We start from the raw sequence: 19,326 nt of genomic DNA on the forward strand, positions 1-19,326 counted from the left end.
GGAACAGCCACGCGGCGCGGACAGTCCGCTACCGCTCGCCCGCGGGCGAGCGGTAGCCACTCTCGACAGCTGTTCCATCTGACGGAACCCGAAAGTGCAGGACCAGGTCTTCCCTGTCAGGCTGCCGTCCATGGCCCCGCCCCACCTGAACAGGCTGGCGCAAGGCTCCGATGAATCCCGATCGAGGAGGCCGTACATGTCCGAGGTCGAAACCAGCGGCGCCGTCCCAACAGGCAACATGGGGCTGTCCCCCATCGACGTCGTCAGCCGGATGATCTACGCGTTCGGCGAAGGCGACGGCGAGAAGGCGGCCGCCTACTGCAGTGAAGACTGCGTCTACCTCAACATCCCTTTCCCGCCGGCCACCGTCGGCAGGGCCGCGATCGCCGCGGCCATCAACGGCTTGATCGACCTGGCCGCGGACGTCACCACCGACGTGGTGGCCTCAGTGACCGACGGCACCACCGTAATGAACCGGCGGTACGACACCTGGACGTGGAAGAGTTCCGGTACGCCGATCACACTCGAAGTAATGGGCCACTTCGTGGTACGGGACGGCTTGATCACCGAGTGGGCGGACTTCTTCGACGACGGCCAGGCGCAGATCGTGAAGCACCTCGAAGCGGCAGCGGCCGCTTCTCAGTAGCAAGCGAATATCCACCCTGCAGCGGGACGAGCTGCTACTGCTGCTTTCCCAGGCCTACGCTGCCCAGTACATTATTGCGACTCTGAGCAGTATGCAATTGAGTAATATGCGATAGGGAGCAGGCATGTCTCGACCTTTAGCCGAGCCCGCCATAACAGACGCACCTGGCGCGGTACCCGTGCTCGGGCACCTTGTCTCACTGATCAGAAACCCGCTGGGCTTCCTGCGCACATTGTCACACTCCACCGAAGAAATCGTACGAATCCGCATTGGCCCCTGGAAAGGGTATGTGGTATGCGACCCTGATGTAACCTATCACATGCTCTTGGATGACAGCACGTTCGACAAAGGCGGGCCGATCTTCAAGAACATGCGCGAAGTACTCGGCAACGGCGTCGCCGTGTGTCCTCATTCAGATCACCGCAGGCAGCGGCGTATGTTGCAGCCTGTTTTCGGCAAGTCCAACCACGCCCGGTTCGCTTCCGTTATCGGAACCGAAATCGACACAGTCATCTCCCACTGGCAGAACGGCCTGCCTGTCGACATCATGTCGGACATGCGCGACGTCAGCGCACGCAGCGTGGTCAGGCTGATGATCAGCGGGTTGTCCGACGACGCGATCGTCCAGGCTGTCAAGGATGTCGAGGTTTCGATGGGAGGAATGTTCTGGCGTATCCTCCTGCCGCCCCCGTTCGACATCCTGCCCATTCCAGGTAACATCCGCTACAAGAACGCCAGCAGCAGGCTGCGGCAGCTGTTCCGGCGGACCGTCGGCGAGTACCGGATGAACGGCGGCGAGGACGATCTGGTCTCCTACCTCATCCGTGCCAGCGACGAGGAAGACGGCACGACCCTTTCCGACGAGGAGATCAGCGCGCAGATCTTCACCGTGTTCGCCGCCGGGGCCGACACGACAGGGCATACTCTCGGATGGGCCTTCCACCTGCTCTCTCAGCACCCCGCCGTGCTCAAACGGGTTCAGGCGGAACTGGACGCCGTACTCGGCGATCGGCTCCCGACGGTCGAAGACCTCCAGGAACTGACCTACACCACCCAAGTGGTCACCGAGGTCATGCGGCTATACCCGACCGCTTGGTTCCTCACTCGCACGGTCATGCAGGACAGTTCACTGGGACAGCACTTCTTCCCCGCCGGAACCGACATCGTCTTCAGCCCGTACCTGCTGCACCACCGCCCTGACTCTCACGAGGATCCTGAGACCTTCAACCCCGACAGGTGGGAGAGCGACCCTCAAGGGCAACGCCATCGCATCTCCATGATCCCCTTCGGCGCTGGGCCACGGAAGTGCCTTGGCGAAGGGCTGGGGCGAGTCCAGTCAGTCCTGTCGCTGGCGACGATCCTGAGCAAGTGGGAGCTGAAGTCCGAATCGGACGACATCAAGTCCGGACTGCGACTGCCACTGACCCCACTCGGCCTTTCCATGCGTGCGTTCAAGCGTCGTTCTTGAACCATCTTCCACGGTACTGGAGGTCCCGATGCCGCGAGTCGAGCTGTCGCCGATCGAAGTCGTGAACAACATGCTCAATGCGTTCAGCGCAAGTGATGCGGACAGGGTCGCTGCCTATTGTGCCGCGAATGCGAGATACCTCAACGTGGCACTGCCGCCTGCCGTTGTCGGCCATCATGCGATTCGAGTGGGAGTGCAGACGCTGGCATCGCATGTCACGAACCTCTCCGTGGAGGTTGTCGCGTCTGTCATGGGCGGCGGGCTCGTGATGAACCGGCGGATCGAAAAGTGGCTGTGGAAGAGCGACGGTCTGCCGGTCACGCTCGAGGTGATGGGTCATTTCGTGGTGCGGAACGGCCTGATCGCCGAGTGGACGGACTTCTTCGACGAAGGACAGGCGCAGATCCTGAAACATCTGCAAGCCGCAGCCCCCACAGCGCCGATGGGCACAGCGTGAGAGTAAGACCGTGTCAGACCGAACGGTTCGGCCTGACGGGATGACGAGTCCGCCAACGTGGACCTCGCCAAGGATACCGCTGCCTTTCCCGCAGAGCTGCTCACCGTCTGACAATGAAATCAAGTCAGGGGTACTCGATGATTTCTGATCGCATGAGCGCATTCGGCGTACGACTAGCCGACATTCCGGATAAGCGCAACAAGCACATAGCGACGGCACACCGGATGACTCGCGAATGGGCCAACCGGTTCGGGCTGATCGGCACCACCGGCAATCAGCGGCGGTTCGACCAGTTGGCCTACCCGGATCTGCTGTCGTATGGCTGCACGACCGCGGCGCCGGAGCCGCTGGCGCTGTTCTCAGAATGGTTTACCTACTACTTCCTGCTGGACGACCAGCAAGACCTTGCTGTCGTCACGGGGAGACAGCAGGAGTTCAACGCGCTGCAGGACCAGGTCAAGCAGGTTCTCCACACCCGAGGGCGGGGCGTACGCGACGACAGTGTCGGCCTGGTCGCCGCGATCGCGGATCTCAGCCGCCGGACGGAAAGGTACGTCTCGGACGAGTGGTGGCACCGATACGTCATCCACGCCGAGGAGGTGTTCGCCGCCCAGCGGCAGGAGTGCGGGTACCGCTTCACCGGCACGTTCCCGGACCTGGAAGACTTCAAGGAGGTCCGGCGCAAAGCGGGCGCGGCCGACATGGTGTTCGACATCATCGAAGCATGCGAACAGATCGAGATCCCAGGTTGGCTTCGCTACAGCTCCACGTGCCGCTCGTACGCCGACGATCTCAACGACTTCACCACGTGGACGAACGACGTGCTGGGCATCGACCGCGACGCCGCGCAGGTAGACCCGATGAACTACGTGCTCGTGCGGCAGCACCTCGATGGCATTCCCAGGGGTGAGGCGACAGAGCGGGTCACCGCCGAGATCGTCCGGCTCGTCCACCGGCTGCCGTCGAGGCGTGCGCATGTGCTGTCCGCCGCGAAAGAACAGGGCGCCGGTATGTTCGCCACCGTCGAGCGGGCGGTGGACGCCTGGCAGGCCTGGGCGATCGCGGTTCCCATGCACTATCTGCGGCCGAACAGCCGGCTGTTTCAAATGGACGAGGCCGCACCCGGCCACGCCCCGGAGTTCACCGCGGATCTGCTCGGCTCGACCTCGCGCTGATCGGCTGGTCGCCAGGCGTGCGACCCCGGATCATGCCGCTTCTGGACTCAGGTGGCCGTCGGCGTGGTCGAGATCGGCCGCGCGCAGCGCCTCGAGCAGATCCTTGAGCTGCTCCGGTGTGTAGCGGGCGTGCCAGTCCGGCGCGTCGGCGTGGCCACTGAGCACCTCCTCGTGCGCGCGCCGAAGCGCGGCACCCGGCTCCAACCCCAGTTCGTCGACAAGGTGCCTGCGCGTTTCCTGGTACAGGGCGAGTGCGTCGGCCTGGCGCCCGGCACGGTAGAGCGCGACCATCATCAAACAGTGCAGCGACTCCCGGCTCGAGTAACGCTGGACCACTCCCGACAGATCGGTGACGACCTCGGCCGGGCGTCCACATTCGAGTTTGAATCCCGCCTGGCGTTCTACCAACTCCAGGCGCAGCTCCTCGAAATGTATCCGCTGTGTGTCCGCGAAAGGCCCATCCACGTCGCCGAACGCCCGCCCCTGCCACAGTGCCAGCGCTTCGTCGATCAGCTCGCAGGCTCGGCTCAGGCCGTGGTTCCGCCGCGCTTCGTCAATGGCGCGGCGGAGTCGAGAAAACGCGCCAAGGTCGACCGAGTCCGGATCGATCGCCAGCCGATAGCCGCTGCCGGCGGACTCGATCACCGCACCATCTGAGGCGCGTAGCAAGCGCCTCAGCCGCGAAACGTAGGTGTACAGGCTGTTCGCCGCCTGTGCAGGCGGGCTGTCACCCCACAGCGCGTCGACCAGTTCCGAACGGCTGACCATCCGGCCCGCGCTCGCCGCCAGTACCGCGAACACCGCCCGCTGCCGGGATGGCCCCAGCAGCACCTCGGTCTCCCCCGACCAAGCGCGGACGGGGCCTAGCAACTGCACGCGCGTGTCCATGCGAACCACCTTCGAGCCGATGGATGCCAGTCCATTCGCGCCAGTCCTGTCCAGACCGGCAACCATGAAATCTACGCAGTCCGTCCGCGCACCGCATCCGCTTGTTCCGCACCGTGGGCCTGTCAGGTTCCGTCAAGAAATCGATCCAGCCGCTGCGGGAATGGTAATGATGGTGAAAGGAGCGCACGACATGAGCAACGGCGCGAAGGTCATCGAGCGGAATCGGGTGGTGATCCGCTTCGCCGGCGATTCAGGTGACGGTATGCAGCTCACGGGCGACAGGTTCGCTTCGGAGGCCGCGACATTCGGCAACGACCTGTCGACGATGCCGAACTTCCCCGCGGAGATCCGGGCGCCGCAAGGCACTCTGCCCGGAGTTTCGTCGTTTCAGCTGCATTTCGCCGACTACGACATCCTGACCGCGGGCGACCGCCCCGACGTGCTTGTGGCGATGAACCCTGCCGCGCTCCAGGCGAACATCGCCGATCTGCCGGACGGCGGCATCCTGATCGTCAACACCGACGAATTCACCAAACGAAACCTGACGAAAGCGGGGTATGACAAGAACCCTCTCGACGGAGACGAATTCGACCGCTTCCAAGTGCACACCATCGCGATGGCCACCCTGACCATCGGCGCGGTCGAACCCACCGGCATCGGCAAGAAGGACGCGGAGCGCGCGAAGAACATGTTCGCGCTGGGCCTGCTGTCCTGGATGTACCACCGGCCGACCGAGGGCACCGAGCGTTTCCTGCGCGAGAAGTTCGCGAAGAAGCCGGACATCGCCGAGGCGAACATCCTGGCCTTCCGCGCAGGCTGGAACTACGGCGAGACGACCGAGTCGTTCGCGACCACGTTCCAGGTCGCGCCCGCGAAGCTCAACCAGGGCACCTACCGGCAGATCACCGGCAACACCGCGCTCGCGTACGGCCTGATCGCCGCCGGGCAGAAGTCGGGGCTGCAGATCTTCCTGGGCACCTACCCGATCACCCCTGCTTCGGACATCCTGCACGAGCTGTCCAAGCACAAGAACTTCAACATCCTCACCTTCCAGGCCGAGGACGAGATCGCCGGCATCGGCGCCGCGCTCGGCGCCTCCTACGGCGGCGCGCTGGGCATCACCTCGACCTCGGGCCCCGGTGTCGCACTGAAGTCCGAAACGATCGGCCTGGCGGTGATGACCGAGCTGCCGCTGGTCGTGATCGACGTGCAGCGCGGCGGGCCGTCCACCGGCCTGCCGACCAAGACCGAGCAGGCCGACCTGCTGCAGGCCATGTTCGGCCGCAACGGCGAGTCGCCGGTCCCGATCGTCGCGCCGCTCTCCCCCGCCGACTGCTTCGACGCCGCCGTCGAAGCGACGCGGATCGCGCTGAAGTACCGGACGCCGGTGATGCTGCTGTCCGACGCCGCCATCGCCAACGGCTCCGAGCCGTGGTCTGTCCCGTCCAGCACCGAGTTGCCCGATCTTCGGCCCGACTTCGCGACAGCGCCGAACTCCGACGGTGCGTTCATGCCCTATTTGCGGGATCCGGCCACACTGGCCCGCGCGTGGGCCGTGCCGGGCACGCCCGGGCTGCAGCACCGAATCGGCGGACTGGAAAAGCAAGACGTCACCGGCAACATCTCCTACGATCCTGACAACCACGACACCATGGTCCGGCTGCGGCAGGCCAAGGTCGACGGTGTCGACGTGCCCGACCTGGTGGTCGACGACCCTCCTCCGGCAGGCACCGGGGACACGCACGGCCACGCCACAGTGCTGGCGCTGGGCTGGGGCTCGTCCTACGGTCCGATCGGCGCGGCCTGCCGCCGGGTCCGCAACCTCGGTTACCCCATCGCACAGGCTCACCTGCGCCATTTGAACCCGTTCCCGGGAAACCTCGGCGCAGTCTTGCGGTCCTACGATGTGGTGATCGTCCCCGAAATGAACCTCGGTCAGCTCGCCATGCTCTTGAAAGCAAGGTACCTCGTGGACGTGCACAGTTTCACCAAGGTCAGCGGTATGGCTTTCAAAGCCGAAGAGCTACAGGACATCTTCCTCGGGGAAATGCGATGAGCGACTCGGTGACCGTCAGAGTTCCGGCGAAGATCAATCTCGTGCTCGCGGTGGGCCCGCTGCGGCAAGATGGTTTTCACGAGCTGGTGACCGTATACCAAGCGTTGTCGCTCGCGGACGAAGTCACCATCAGGAGCGCCGATCGCCCGGAAATGCGGGTCTTCGGCGAAGGCGCTCGTTCGATCCCGGTCGACGGCGACAACCTCGCCTGGCGTGCCGCGGCCGCGTTGGCGCGTCACCAGGGCTGGCGAGGCCGTGAGCACGAACTCCACATCGTGCTGCGCAAACGGATCCCGGTCGCCGGAGGGATGGCGGGCGGCAGCGCCGACGCGGCCGGAACCTTGCTGGCGCTCGCCGAGCTCTGGGAGACCGGGCTCGATCGGGCGACACTGAGCAAGATCGCCGCGGACCTCGGCAGCGACGTCCCGTTCACCTTGCACGGCGGCACCGCGATCGGCACCGGCCGCGGTGAACGACTACTCGCGATCGACGCACCCGCTCGCTTTCACTGGGCGATCGCGCTGAGTGACGGCGGACTGGCCACACCAGCCGTCTACAGCCGTCTCGACGACCTGCGCGCCGCGGGCGCGACGCCCAGCGCCCGCTCCCACCAAGAGGTCCTGGATGCTCTCCATTCGGGCAGTCCGGCCGCACTGGCTTCCGTACTGCGTAACGACCTCCAGATCGCGGCGCTGTCCTTGCGTCCCGAGTTGCAGGCCACACTGGACTCCGGTCTCCGCGCGGGCGCGCTCGCCGGCATCGTGTCCGGCTCCGGCCCCACATGCGTGTTCCTTTGCCAAGACCAACCACAGGCGAACGAAGTGGCGTCGCGCCTGCGACGCAGCGGCGCCTGCCGCGACACCCTCGTCGCACATGGCCCGGTACCCGGCGCGACTGCCCTTCCCACCACGTCTTCGCTGCTCCGGGAGGTAGCCCGATGACCACGATCGACCACGCACTACTCCGGCTGGACGGCCTGGCCCTCGTGCCGATCGCCGAAGAGCCGCAGAAGGCCAAGGACTACAAGTCGGACCAAGAGGTCCGCTGGTGCCCAGGCTGCGGCGACTACGTCGTGCTCAACGCCGTGCAGTCGTTCCTGCCGACGCTCGGGCTCAAGCGCGAGAACATCGTGTTCATCTCGGGCATCGGCTGCTCGTCCCGGTTCCCGTACTACCTGAACACCTACGGCATGCACTCGATCCACGGCCGCGCGCCGTCGATCGCGACCGGGCTCGCGACCACGCGCCCCGACCTGTCGGTGTGGGTCGTCACCGGTGACGGCGACGCGCTGTCCATCGGCGGCAACCACCTGATCCACGCGCTGCGCCGCAACGTGAACCTGAAGATCCTGCTGTTCAACAACCGGATCTACGGGCTCACCAAGGGCCAGTACTCGCCGACGTCCGACCAGGGCACGGTCACCAAGTCGACCCCGTACGGCTCGGTCGACACCCCGTTCAACCCGCTGTCGCTGGCCATCGGCGCCGAGGCCTCGTTCGTCGGCCGCGCGCTGGACTCCGACCGCGCGGGCCTCACCGAGGTGCTGCAGGCCGCGGCCCAGCACCGCGGCTCGGCGCTGGTCGAGATCTACCAGAACTGCCCGATCTTCAACGACGGCGCGTTCGACGTGCTCAAGGACAAGGACGAGGCCGCGCAGCGGCTCATCCCCCTCAAGGCGGGCGATCCGATCCGCTTCGGCCCGGAGCAGGAGTACGGCGTCACCCGCGGCGGCGGCTGGGGCGGACTCGAAGTCGGCAAGGTCGCCAACATCGGCGAGGAGAACCTCGTCGTGCACGACCCGACGATCGTCGACCCGGCCTACGCGTTCGCGCTCTCGCGCATCGGGGACCAGAACCTGAACCACACCCCGATCGGCATCCTCCGCCAGGTCGACCGCCCCACCTACGACGACCAGGCCCGCGCCCAGGTCCGCGCCGCGATGGAGACGAATCCCCCCGACCTCCAGGCACTCCTCAACGGTAAAGACACCTGGACCGTGGTCTAGGGCGTGTCCTGGGATCTTGTGCGATGGGGCCCTTCCATCACCAGCCGCGGTGCGTACCCCACCGCCGCTGGGAAATGCGACGCGGCAACGGCGGCGCGTTCCTGGCCTCCACGTGCTCAATCCACTCGGCCGCCATGCCCGCGATCACCTTCGGAGACTCCCGCGGTGCCCAATGCGTGCCCGCGATCCTGGAAATCCGCAAGTCAGGCACCCACTGATCGACAGCGACCTGCATGGGGGCAGTCACGAACGCGTCGTCGACCGGCACGATCACCTGCACCGGCACCGCGATCTTGCCCGGCGGCACACTGTGCCGTGCCGGGATGTTCGCCCGGTACAAGTTGAGCCCATGCAGTGCGTCCGGCAACTCCGGCGACGCGACGGTCGGATCGATCCGGCGAATGGCCCGTGTCATCAGCCCCGTGCGCCAGAGGAGCTCGGGAAGCACCGGAAGCTTGAACACGAAGACGTACCACGATGCTTTGATCTGCCTGAACAGATCACGGTATCGGCGGCCGACGACCTGATCGTGGATCCAGACATCGGTGTATTCGAGATGCGATCCGGATATCGAACTGTAGGAAGCGACCCGGCCGTCCAGTTCAGGCGCGGCTATCGCGTACCAGCTCTGGACAGACCCCCAATCGTGCGCGAGGAGGTGCACCTGGCCTTCCGGCCTGACCGCATCGATGACCGCTTTCAAATCCGAAGCCAGCTGCTCCCGTCGGTAGGCGGCCCGCTTCGTGGGTTTTCCCGAACGACCGTGCCCGCGAACGTCGTAAGTGACCACGCGATACTTGTCGATCAGCTCGGCGACCACGCCATCCCACACTGAACTGTTGTCCGGGTACCCGTGCACGAGCACGACGGTCGGACCGTCGGGACGCCCGAGCACCCGGGTGAAGATGCGGACACCATCGGTCGCGCGAACCCATTCTTCTGCCATCGCGCCAGTTTTCAGGGCGGCACGGCACGCGAACAACAGGCGAACGGGCCGAACCAGGTCGACGAACGGGCAGTCCAGCTGAGAAGACGGCTGTCTGCGATCACTGCCGTGACCACATCCCAGCCAGGTTCCAACACCTATTCGCGATTCTCGAGCTGGCGCCCGATCACTTCCCCGTCGACAGGAGCCGGGCGGATCTTGCCCGCCGGCTCGGAGTCAGCGACGGAATCCCGCCGCTGACTGCGGGCCAGCACGAATCCACACACGACACAGGCGATTTCGCTGAGCGCCGCTACCTGTTCAGGCAGTGTGTCGAAGTGGTTGCGCTGAGCTGCTATGCCCAGCGTCGAACCAAGGATGTAAGCGGCCAGTGTGGCCACACCGAAGTTCAGTGTCAGCAGGGCGGTGACCCGATGCCGGAGGAACAGCAGCAGCAGTGCGATGACCACCCCAGCGGCCCCGTTGAGCAGGAAGAGCGGGCCGACAATGCCCGTGCCATCCATCATCCACAGGTAGAAGTGCACTCCGGATGACGCCAACAGCCCCAATGCCGCGACGAGACGCAAGACGACGACCATCACTGTGCACTCCTCAAGTTGTTCATCACTGCCTTATCACCCGCGGAGCCGACCATGGCGACGAAGGCCTGTTTCCTGTCTGTCCGGTGAAGCGCACTGCCCGACTTGACGACTCCGGCGATAGCCGGTCAACCGCCCCGCGTCGCATATTGACGCCGGGAAAATACTGCGGCCTTTCCCGATGAAAGCATGTCCTGCTTGGACAACCGCGGCACCCGCGATAGGGTCACACCGCGTCCCGTTTGGCCGCTCTCAGTGCCTCGATGTGCGCTGGCAGCTCTGCCGACACCCGCTGAAGCCGACCGGGAGCGACCTGTTCGACGAAGGCGGCGTTGAACAGCAACTGCTCGTCGTAGCCATCAAGTAGAATCAGCTCAAAACGAGACCGGTGCCGAAGAAGCACATTGAGCGCGTGCCAGAACCGCACTACGCCTAAGATCGCGAGCAGCTCGTCGACGACATCTGAAACCGCTTCCAACGAATCGCCGGTAGCCAGCCTTAGCGACACGTCAACAGCGGAGTCCGCTTCCGCAAATTCGCCAGTCACGCGATCTCCCTCGGTCGATGTGTGCCACGCCGACCTACCTCGCCATGACGTGACCCCACGATGTCAGCACAGCTTGGTCTCCGCGTCCATGTTTTACGGCCCCTATGCCCGATAGATACGAAAGTATGGACAATAAGTCCGCGCACATCGGCGGTTTCTTAAGTGCAAATCAAGCCGGGGTATCGGCCATCCGGGTGCACGGCTGAAGTGCCATCGCCCGCTAGGGTGAACTGTCGCAAGTATTGCTGAATCGGTCCATAAATGGTTCAGGCTCCGCTCGCGAGATCACAGAGTGCCTCGGCACGCGCGGTGCTCTCCCACGGCAGGCCCAGCTCGGGGCGGCCGAAGTGACCGTACGCGGCGGTCGGCGCGTAGATCGGGCGCAGCAGGTCCAGGTCACGGATGATCGCGGCCGGACGGAGGTCGAACACCTCCGAGATCGCCTGCTGGATCTTCGTCGGGTCGACGGTCTCGGTACCGAAGGTCTCCACGAACAGACCGACCGGCGAAGCCTTGCCGATCGCGTACGCGACCTGCACCTCGACGCGCGTGGCGAGCCCCGCCGCGACGACGTTCTTCGCGACCCAGCGCATCGCGTACGCGGCCGAGCGGTCCACCTTGGACGGGTCCTTGCCCGAGAACGCGCCACCACCATGCCGGGCCATGCCGCCGTAGGTGTCGACGATGATCTTGCGACCGGTCAGCCCGGCGTCACCCATCGGGCCACCGATCACGAACCGGCCCGTCGGGTTCACCAGCAGCCGCACGTTCGAAGTGTCGATGTCCAGCGCGGCGATCTCCGGGGACACGACGTGCTCACGGACGTCGACACCGAGCATCGACTCCAGGTCGATCCCGTCGGCGTGCTGCGTCGACACGACCACGGTGTCCAGACGCACCGGCTGGTCACCGGCGTATTCGATGGTCACCTGGGTCTTGCCGTCCGGGCGCAGGTACGGCAGCACGCCGTCCTTGCGCACCCGGGTCAGCCGCTGCGACAGGCGGTGCGCCAGCGCGATCGGCAGCGGCATCAGCTCAGGCGTGTCCGAGCACGCGTAGCCGAACATCAGGCCCTGGTCACCGGCACCCTGGCGGGCGATCTCGTCCTCGGCCGCCTCCACCCGCGACTCGTACGCGGTGTCGACGCCCTGCGCGATGTCCGGCGACTGCGAACCGATCGCGACGTTGACGCCGCACGAGTTCCCGTCGAAGCCCTTGGCCGACGAGTCGTAGCCGATCTTGAGGATCACGTCGCGCACGATCGTCGGGATGTCGGCGTAGGCCTCGGTCGTCACCTCGCCCGCGACGTGCACCTGCCCGGTGGTGATCAGCGTTTCGACCGCGACACGGCTGCGCGGGTCTTTCGCGAGCAGCCCGTCCAGGATCGAGTCGCTGATCGCGTCACAGATCTTGTCGGGATGGCCCTCGGTCACCGACTCCGAGGTGAACAACCTGCTGCTCGTCATCGTGGCCAAATCCTTTCTGGAATCCAATGTTCACTGTTCGCATCGAACCTGAGTCAATCGCGAGCGACACTCTTGTTGAGAAGCCGTCCTCGACCCGCAGCCGACCGACGTCCGGCCGCTTCTTGCCTCGGGATGCCTTGACCGGCCGCCATCGGCTCAGCCTGCTCGCTCCGGCAGGCGCAGAAGGCTCGTGGCGTCAAAGACGGATCACGCATCAGGAGCACCCGCCGGAGGAGGAGAGCGGCCAACGCCTGGGTTTGAGCGTCCGCATCAAGGCGGTTGTGGGTCTTCCATGCATCCTCGAGCAAAATATGTCCGGCCAAGGAACGGCTTTCGGCGATCTCGCGTAGCCTCAGCTCGTAACGTTGCCAATAGCCGTGAGGAGACTTCGCAATGACCGGGCCCGGCGCCCAGCAGTTCGCCGCCTGGACGAGGCCGACCCGTTCCAGCGGGGAAAACGCACGGGACCAGTTCTGCCAGCAGTGAAAGAGAAACGCCGCTTGGTCGCCTCGCAGCAAGCTCATCATGTGGTGCAACTGGTGCATCGAAACCAGCAGACGCGTGTCCGCGCGGAGCGCGGCGTAGTCGATCAGTCCAAGTGCCAGCTCGCTTGACGCCTCAGCGAGCGCGATGGGGATCTCGGGATCCTCGCCGAAGTATTCGATCGGGTTCACCTGGCGAACAGTGTCGATCGTGAGCCGACCGCGCTCGGCAATCTCCGTCAGCCACAGGCTGAGACCCGCCAAAACATCGTGCCTTGTCACGAACCACAGGCCGACGTGCCCGCCACGCTCGTCGCCCAGTCGCTGGAAGACCCAGCGACTGGTGTTGTCCACCGAGCGTAGCTTGGCCCCCAGCGCCGGCATGATCGACGGAAGCAAGCTGACCGGGTGAACGTCATCGCTCATCCATTGCGGCTTGAGCAGCCGCACGAACGACGTGTCGCGCACCGCCATGAGACACCTCCGATGTTCTCGTCCATGCCTCGTTTTTCAAGCTCCCTTGGCGCGGCTCGCCTAGGCGAGCCGCGCCAAGGACGTCATGAGCGCCGATTCCCCCGAAGGCACTGTCAGGTGCGCGAACTCGCCGCCCGGGCCACGAACAGAGCTGGACGAGGCTCGCTCATGACGGTGCCACCTGATCGGACCAGTCATTGGAGGAAATGTCTCATGTGTCAATGTCCGGTCAACGTTCCAGAGCACCCTCGGGGTCCTGAAATTCGCCGAGACCATCGCATCGTCAGCGAACTCGAAGGTGAACTCACACTGCAGACCAATTCAACCATACCAAGAGAATCGAGACCGTAGGTGCACAATAGCGTTTCTCACCCAATTCCCTGGGGTCCGGGTACCCCGTGAGCATATCGCGGACATGCTCTTCGAAGACCTGCTCCCAGCTCCCCATCACGCCGTCCCCCGCAGGCAAACAAGACCGCTGCGCGGCAGGGACGCTCGACAGCGCGCTCCACGCTCACACTTCACCACAGTCATCGTTGGTTCGTCATTCCTCTTGCCATCAGTCTCACCAAAAGGTACGGCCGAGCATGCTGAAGACCAAACTTCGGTTTCACCCCCCGGAACACCGCCCACTCGGCCTACCTGCACATGGCTACGATGGCGAACCCACTCCTGGTTCGGATAGCGAAAACGTCGAAATGGGCGACCGCGTGCCCGGAGCCATGCGAACGCGACCCGATTATTCGATATATTTAACCTCGCCGATATGTGCCCCGCTGCGGAGTGCAGCGCAGGCGCCAATCCGTCTCTTTCTGGACAACGTGCATTCGGCGGCGAGCAAAGGGGCAACATGGTCGACAACTCGCGGTATTCCAGCCCGATCGGCGTGTGCGTACTCGTCCAGCGCGATGATGGCGCACTGCTGCTACTGGAACGCGCCGGAACGGGCTACGCCGACGGGAGCCTCAGCACACCCGGCGGACACGTGGAACAGGGCGAGTCGTTCGTCGAGGCCGCGGTCAGGGAAGTGCGAGAGGAGGTGGACGTACTTGTCGAACCGCACATGCTCCGCTTCGCCCATGTGATGCATCAGCGGGACGCGGACGCGCAGGCGCGCGTCATCGTCTTCTTCGAGGCGCTGCACTGGAGTGGCGAGCCGACCAACCGGGAACCCGAGTTGTGCGCCGGGCTGCACTGGGCAAAACCCGACACACTCCCGTCCATGGTGATCCCGTGCGTAGCGGACGCGATCACCATGGCTCAGGCCGGGCAGCCGTTCTCATTGCGCGGCTGGTGAGCAACAATCCCACCGCCGAGTGTGACTGGGCGTCATCCACTGGTGCGGCGAAATCATGGGCTGACCGGTACCCGCCGCCCGTTGACGTCGAGCCCGAGCTGAACGAGCGTGCAGCTCGCCGTGCGCGAGATGACCATGCGGCGGCGACGCCTGTGGCCTCGGCCACCGGCAGGAGTTCACGCGTGCACGCGTAAACGATGAACAGTGTTCAAGAATTGCATGCAAACGGTCCACGGCGTCGAGATTTCGCCGGTCCCCAACCACTCCCGGGCAACTGACAGGTTTTTCCGAGAAGTTCGTCTAGTCGCAGTCACCGCTAAGCAGAGAAGACAGGTCGCCGAAGTCTGCCCGTAGGCCAGACCGCCCAAAAGGGCAGTGATGTTGACCAAAGCCACCTCTCAACAACTGGGGCGCTCGCCCAGGTAGATGAAATTGTGTAATTTACCGACCCATCGCTCCTGCAAGCACTTTCGTCGTCAGCATTCTCCGAATGCCCTCCAGCCGGAAGTGCGATCGACCACGAATAAGGTGAGTTCGGGTTCGACAGTCAGCCCCGCCACCCCGCGGCGCAGCGCGAGCAGGATGCCTCCAAGCCCTTCAGCCGCCAGCCACGACATCGACGCGGCCAGGCATTTCTCCAGGTCAGACGTGGCGCAGCCGGACAGGCTGCCCGTCGCATGCCTGACGAACAACTCGTTGGATCACGGGCCGTGAACGTTACGGCGTCGTTGCAACCGAGCATTCAGTGAGACTCAAAGTAAGCGCACCGCGATCGACGTACCCTAATCGGGTCTTTGAGAAGCTCGCCCGACCGCCGAGGCGGATAGCGCACAGAGTCGGCGATAGAACTCGAATGCATATCGAGTCTCGCCCGTGAGCGGATAGGATGACTACACTCCTCGAAGTCCGCTTACGACAGAGCATCTGGCAATTAGTGAGGTGCCTACGGGCACTCACCCCACATCAGCGACCGGTCGAGCCCCGCGGACGACTCGACCGAACCTCCACCTGGAACGCATACCGCTATTCATCGAGGGATTGACGACGACTTTGCCAAAAGGAGATGACATGGATCAGTCGGTACTGAGTTCCTCAATCTCATCGCGGCCAACCGAAGGAGCCTCCCTGGGCGCGGTCGCCAAGGCCCTGACGGTGCTGAACCAGTTGATCAGTGACGACGAGCCGCTCAAGCTCACGGAACTGGCCGAGCGCACCGGCCTGGCCAAGGCCACTGTACACCGCTTACTCGCCACCTTGCTACACCACAACATGGTGGAAGCGGGTTCGCTCGGCTACGTGCCCGCCAGTCACCTTACTGGAAAGAATCACCACCATGTCGAGTTCATGAACACACTGCGACACGAATCAACGGCCCACCTGACTGAGTTACACAAGCTCACCGGGCTTACCAGCAGTGTCGGCATACTGGACGGCACCTGGGTTCACTACGCCAATCGAGTTTACGGACACCGCGCGATTCACACTCCGTCATTCCACACCGACCAGGCCCCTTCCCAACAGACTGCAATCGGGCGAGTTTTGTTGGCCTACAACAAGGACTTCGTCGACAGGGACACCTCTGGCCGGCCAACCGTACTCGGACAGATTCGCAAGCTCGGCATCGCACACAGCGCGAACACGTACATGGAAGGGGTGTCCTGTCTCGCTGTTCCGGTGCCGGTCGATCATTCGACGACACCACACGTCGCACTGTCGGTCAGCGGCCCAGCCGGCGCGGTCAGCGCGGCGATTGTTCCCCTGATGCGCCGCATCGCCTTCCGAATTTCACAGGACCTGCGCGCCCATCACGCCGACTCGGGACAACAGGAAGACGAATATGCAAATTCCCACCCACCTTTCCCAAGGCCACGTGAAAGGCGACCGGCCAGGCGATCGAAAGACGACCTATAGAAACACTGTTGCGTTCGGCCACGCAAGATCGGCGAACTTCGGTAAACGTTTACCCGACAAGACCCGGAACCGAAAACGTGCGTGGGAATGCTCGCAAAACGACCACCAGACAGTGATTCACCCCACTGTGCCAGAATGACACAGTGCGAAGTTCGCTACCCAGCGATACATCGCGATTCACCCGATCGGATTTTGAGCCACGAAGACTTGCCGTCACTTCCGCGAAAGCGTGGCCGCGACTGGAATGACCACTACCCACACGCGAGCCAACGTGGTAAGAGCGCCGTGACGCACAGGGAAGAACTCGTGCCCGAAGTACGACGCCGAACTATCCGTCTCGAGAGCGCCTGGCGTGAAGCCGGCGCATCCTGCCGTCAATCCGTGCCCACCCCGGACCGCGGCACGCCGCGCTTCGACGAGCCGCTCGCGCACGCTTGTGCCGGAACCCTCCGATTCAGCACAACGACAGACGGTGATGGCGCGCACAGCGGTGTGCCAGTGTGACACAACCAGTTTCGTCAAAACTTTGCACTACTTTAGATAGACTGAAAAAAACCAATCGAATAGCGGTAACCGACATACCCACCGAAGCCGGAGAGTCTTCGAGAGGACACCTCGTGCCACGTAGAACACCCGTCGCCACTGTCCCACGCGACACGGATCTCACAAGAATTCGGTTCACCCGAGAGCTACGCACCGAGCCAGGAGAAGACATCCAGCCCAGACGCCGGATCTGCGGGTCCGGCACCCGGATCAACTTTGACCTCAAACCGAAGAGACCGTTGCGACCGAAGCAAAGCGCATCAGGCGAAAGCCTGACCTGCTGAACACCACACCCGGCCTTGCTCGGCAGCCGCAAGGCCGGGTCCCCGCTCACGATGCAGGCTGGATGCCAAAACTGCGGATACGCCGATGCAAAGTGGACCGGCTGATACCCAAACGCTGCGCCGCACGCACACGGTTTCCGTCACATATGCGCAATGCGGTCATGATCGCGTCGTATTCAGCTTTTTCCATGGCTGTCAAGCGGCGCTTGCTCGGCGAGCTACGGTACCGTTCGGGCAGGTCTTCAACCATGATCTCACCGGCGCTCCTACGACTCAGCACGAAATCAACCAGCCCGTGCAGCTCGTGGAAGTTGCCCAACCACGGATGCGAAGCCAGCAACTGCAGCGCACCCGCGGCGAATTTCACGCGATCAGCCATCCCGAGTGCGGCCAGCCGTGCCCGGAGCAGAGAGGGCAGTTCGCGCTCACGGGCCCGCACCGGCGCCAGTTCGATCCGGCCGACGCATCGGGCGGCGAGTACTCGGTGCAGTCCGGTGAGCTCAGCGACCGGAGTACTGCTGCACGCGATCCAGTGACGGCCCTCGTCGAGCAGGCCGGTCAATTTGAGGATCTGCCGCTCAGTGAGCAACTCGATCGACTCCATCGCGAGCAGCCCGGCGCCGGCGGCGACCGCCCGTTCGAGGCCCGCGCTCCAACTCGCCTCGTCGAGTACCGCTGCGTCGACAATCGAGATGGGAAGCCCGGCTGCCAGTTTCCGAAGCGCCGAAGTACGCCCGGTCCCAGGTTCGCCCGCGACAAGCACCGGCAACCGGCGTTCACGGCAACGGGCCATCTCCACGTCGGGCCAGCGTCCCGCGATCGACGCCTCCGGTAGCGTCGGAGCCGACCCTCCGGATTTAAACTCGACAAGTGTCGCGTCGGCGTTACTCAGCGCACGCGCGAACACCTTCAGAGTCCGCCCGTCGATGAGCCTGAGCAGCCGCTCACGCGGTTCGCCATCCCCTGATGCCAGGGCCAGCACCGCATCAGCGTCGGCCGGGTTCAGCAGCCCGGCAGCGGCCATGTTCAAGAGCATTAGCCGATCATTCATCACCATCACCGGCCGAACCGGGCTGCCGAAGGCCGCAACCTGGTAGGCGGCCAGCATCCGTTGCTCGGTGGCCGGCGTATCGAGCAGTCTCGATTCGATATCGGCCGCCACCCGCGCGAGGAACATCGCCACCGCCGGGCTGGCCACATCCGCCGGGCAACACAGGTTGATCACGCCTTCGACCTGGCGAGTGACCGGGTGCCGCACAGGATGCCCGTAACAGGCGAAGTCCCGGAAACACTCGAGAAAGTGCTCATCACCGATGACCGACACGCGGCGCCCGAGCCGCAGCGCGAGCCCGGCGCTGTTGGTTCCGGTAACCGACTCGGTATGCCGGGCACCCGGTATGCCGCCGACATCGTCCAAGCCTGCCACCAACCTCGCGTCACCGACCCGACGGTCGACGATGGTCCCGTTCGAGTCGGACAGCACGACAGCGAACGGACAGCCGTCGATCTCGGCAACCACCCCGTCAAGCACCGGCGCCGCGGCGCGCACCAGCACGGCCTGGTCATCGAACTCCACTGCCTCCGCGGCGACCGGGTCGGTCGAGCAGAGCCCGCTCGCCATCGAACGCGCCCAAGAGGCCGCTATCTCTGGCCGGAGACCTCGAGCTCCGGCCTCGCTACGATTCACGGCTATTCATTCGCGCGCCCCCACAAGAAATCACCAGAAATATGGTTGAACACGACAAAGGCATGCTTCGGCGAATTCCATTCAGACAGGACAGTCTCACTCTAGGAGTATGTAGTCGCACTGTCACAACTCCTCGTTGCGTACACCAGCCCACCTTAAAGCAGGAAGAACTTGAGACATCAAGCCTGCCCGGCCATGCCCGCACCGATCGCCCCTCTCCAGACCGGCGCCCAAGTACGTGTGGGGCGCACGCGCACAGCTCCTGTGGATCGCCGAAGTACACAGCATGCCGCCATGATCATTTCCGAGACGTGCTCATCCTCGCATGATCGACAAGGGCGGGTGGCCGACCTCCGTCAGCCGCGGCGGCCACTCCCAGCCACTCGCGGCGACCAGCCCAGAACCTCCCTATTTTT

The 19,326-nt window shown here is 64.2% G+C and carries 16 protein-coding genes; 9 read left to right on the plus strand and 7 right to left on the minus strand.

What is annotated here, in order from left to right:
* The first annotated feature begins 196 nt into the window (after positions 1-196).
* The 4 genes from AB5J62_RS24355 (at position 197) to AB5J62_RS24370 (ending at position 3,746) form a co-directional block, all read left to right on the plus strand.
* Positions 197-646 carry a nuclear transport factor 2 family protein gene (locus AB5J62_RS24355; RefSeq protein ID WP_370942247.1) on the plus strand — a complete coding sequence of 150 codons (450 nt, stop codon included), beginning with the start codon at positions 197-199 and terminating at the stop codon, positions 644-646.
* Between the two features lie 124 nt (positions 647-770).
* Complete coding sequence (locus AB5J62_RS24360; RefSeq protein WP_370942248.1) at positions 771-2,114, plus strand: cytochrome P450; 1,344 nt, start codon at positions 771-773, stop codon at positions 2,112-2,114.
* A gap of 28 nt (positions 2,115-2,142) precedes the next feature.
* Positions 2,143-2,571 (plus strand): nuclear transport factor 2 family protein, encoded by a 429-nt coding sequence (locus AB5J62_RS24365; protein ID WP_370942249.1) that lies wholly within the window; start codon positions 2,143-2,145, stop codon positions 2,569-2,571.
* 224 nt (positions 2,572-2,795) lie between these two features.
* Positions 2,796-3,746: a terpene synthase family protein gene (locus tag AB5J62_RS24370; protein WP_370942250.1), complete on the plus strand. Its 951-nt coding sequence runs from the start codon at positions 2,796-2,798 to the stop codon at positions 3,744-3,746.
* Between the two features lie 30 nt (positions 3,747-3,776).
* Here AB5J62_RS24370 and AB5J62_RS24375 read toward each other — a convergent pair whose 3' ends face one another.
* Entirely contained in the window at positions 3,777-4,634 is an 858-nt protein-coding gene (locus tag AB5J62_RS24375; RefSeq protein ID WP_370942251.1) for a BTAD domain-containing putative transcriptional regulator, read from the minus strand.
* Between the two features lie 190 nt (positions 4,635-4,824).
* On the opposite strand from AB5J62_RS24375, the gene AB5J62_RS24380 reads away from it, so the two are divergent.
* From AB5J62_RS24380 to AB5J62_RS24390, 3 genes are read left to right on the plus strand one after another with little or no spacing between them, the layout of a single operon-like run.
* Positions 4,825-6,690 carry a 2-oxoacid:acceptor oxidoreductase subunit alpha gene (locus AB5J62_RS24380; protein WP_370942252.1) on the plus strand — a complete coding sequence of 622 codons (1,866 nt, stop codon included), beginning with the start codon at positions 4,825-4,827 and terminating at the stop codon, positions 6,688-6,690.
* Complete coding sequence (locus tag AB5J62_RS24385; protein WP_370942253.1) at positions 6,687-7,631, plus strand: 4-(cytidine 5'-diphospho)-2-C-methyl-D-erythritol kinase; 945 nt, start codon at positions 6,687-6,689, stop codon at positions 7,629-7,631. The genes AB5J62_RS24380 and AB5J62_RS24385 overlap by 4 nt, the downstream gene beginning before the upstream one ends.
* Complete coding sequence (locus tag AB5J62_RS24390) at positions 7,628-8,695, plus strand: 2-oxoacid:ferredoxin oxidoreductase subunit beta (protein ID WP_370942254.1); 1,068 nt, start codon at positions 7,628-7,630, stop codon at positions 8,693-8,695. The genes AB5J62_RS24385 and AB5J62_RS24390 overlap by 4 nt, the downstream gene beginning before the upstream one ends.
* A 37-nt stretch (positions 8,696-8,732) precedes the next feature.
* Here AB5J62_RS24390 and AB5J62_RS24395 read toward each other — a convergent pair whose 3' ends face one another.
* From AB5J62_RS24395 to AB5J62_RS24415, 5 genes are all read right to left on the minus strand, one after another.
* A complete protein-coding gene (locus tag AB5J62_RS24395; RefSeq protein ID WP_370942255.1) occupies positions 8,733-9,677 on the minus strand; it encodes an alpha/beta fold hydrolase in 945 nt (314 codons plus the stop codon).
* Positions 9,678-9,778: 101 nt separating this feature from the next.
* Positions 9,779-10,222 (minus strand): hypothetical protein, encoded by a 444-nt coding sequence (locus AB5J62_RS24400; protein ID WP_370942256.1) that lies wholly within the window; start codon positions 10,220-10,222, stop codon positions 9,779-9,781.
* Between the two features lie 223 nt (positions 10,223-10,445).
* Positions 10,446-10,766, minus strand: a complete 321-nt coding sequence (locus AB5J62_RS24405; protein WP_370942257.1) for a hypothetical protein — start codon at positions 10,764-10,766, stop codon at positions 10,446-10,448.
* A 266-nt stretch (positions 10,767-11,032) separates the two neighbouring features.
* Positions 11,033-12,232, minus strand: a complete 1,200-nt coding sequence (gene metK, locus AB5J62_RS24410) for a methionine adenosyltransferase (RefSeq protein WP_370942258.1) — start codon at positions 12,230-12,232, stop codon at positions 11,033-11,035.
* A gap of 53 nt (positions 12,233-12,285) precedes the next feature.
* Positions 12,286-13,188, minus strand: a complete 903-nt coding sequence (locus AB5J62_RS24415; RefSeq protein ID WP_370942260.1) for a hypothetical protein — start codon at positions 13,186-13,188, stop codon at positions 12,286-12,288.
* Between the two features lie 850 nt (positions 13,189-14,038).
* Here AB5J62_RS24415 and AB5J62_RS24420 point away from each other — a divergent pair.
* Positions 14,039-14,485, plus strand: a complete 447-nt coding sequence (locus tag AB5J62_RS24420) for an NUDIX domain-containing protein (protein ID WP_370942261.1) — start codon at positions 14,039-14,041, stop codon at positions 14,483-14,485.
* A gap of 1,068 nt (positions 14,486-15,553) precedes the next feature.
* The gene (locus AB5J62_RS24425; protein WP_370942262.1) at positions 15,554-16,396 is read left to right on the plus strand and encodes an IclR family transcriptional regulator; all 843 of its coding nucleotides are present in this window, start codon (positions 15,554-15,556) and stop codon (positions 16,394-16,396) included.
* An 873-nt stretch (positions 16,397-17,269) separates the two neighbouring features.
* On the opposite strand, the gene AB5J62_RS24430 is transcribed toward AB5J62_RS24425, so the two are convergent.
* Positions 17,270-18,844, minus strand: coding sequence for a helix-turn-helix domain-containing protein (locus tag AB5J62_RS24430; RefSeq protein WP_370942263.1), 1,575 nt, complete (start codon positions 18,842-18,844; stop codon positions 17,270-17,272).
* Positions 18,845-19,326: the final 482 nt, after the last annotated feature.

It is taken from the genome of Amycolatopsis sp. cg5 (genome assembly GCF_041346955.1).
Taxonomy (GTDB): Bacteria; Actinomycetota; Actinomycetes; order Mycobacteriales; family Pseudonocardiaceae; genus Amycolatopsis.

Bases quoted from the DNA above. Each gene is read 5' to 3' on its own strand.
- AB5J62_RS24360 (WP_370942248.1), top strand. From the start codon at position 771: ATGTCTCGACCTTTAGCCGAGCCCGCCATAACAGACGCACCTGGCGCG.
- AB5J62_RS24390 (WP_370942254.1), top strand. From the start codon at position 7,628: ATGACCACGATCGACCACGCACTACTCCGGCTGGACGGCCTGGCCCTC.
- AB5J62_RS24420 (WP_370942261.1), top strand. From the start codon at position 14,039: ATGGTCGACAACTCGCGGTATTCCAGCCCGATCGGCGTGTGCGTACTC.
- AB5J62_RS24375 (WP_370942251.1), bottom strand. From the start codon at position 4,634: ATGGACACGCGCGTGCAGTTGCTAGGCCCCGTCCGCGCTTGGTCGGGG.
- AB5J62_RS24430 (WP_370942263.1), bottom strand. From the start codon at position 18,844: ATGGCGAGCGGGCTCTGCTCGACCGACCCGGTCGCCGCGGAGGCAGTG.
- AB5J62_RS24365 (WP_370942249.1), top strand. From the start codon at position 2,143: ATGCCGCGAGTCGAGCTGTCGCCGATCGAAGTCGTGAACAACATGCTC.
- AB5J62_RS24425 (WP_370942262.1), top strand. From the start codon at position 15,554: ATGGATCAGTCGGTACTGAGTTCCTCAATCTCATCGCGGCCAACCGAA.
- AB5J62_RS24355 (WP_370942247.1), top strand. From the start codon at position 197: ATGTCCGAGGTCGAAACCAGCGGCGCCGTCCCAACAGGCAACATGGGG.
- AB5J62_RS24415 (WP_370942260.1), bottom strand. From the start codon at position 13,188: ATGGCGGTGCGCGACACGTCGTTCGTGCGGCTGCTCAAGCCGCAATGG.
- AB5J62_RS24370 (WP_370942250.1), top strand. From the start codon at position 2,796: ATGACTCGCGAATGGGCCAACCGGTTCGGGCTGATCGGCACCACCGGC.
- metK (WP_370942258.1), bottom strand. From the start codon at position 12,232: ATGACGAGCAGCAGGTTGTTCACCTCGGAGTCGGTGACCGAGGGCCAT.
- AB5J62_RS24380 (WP_370942252.1), top strand. From the start codon at position 4,825: ATGAGCAACGGCGCGAAGGTCATCGAGCGGAATCGGGTGGTGATCCGC.
- AB5J62_RS24385 (WP_370942253.1), top strand. From the start codon at position 6,687: ATGAGCGACTCGGTGACCGTCAGAGTTCCGGCGAAGATCAATCTCGTG.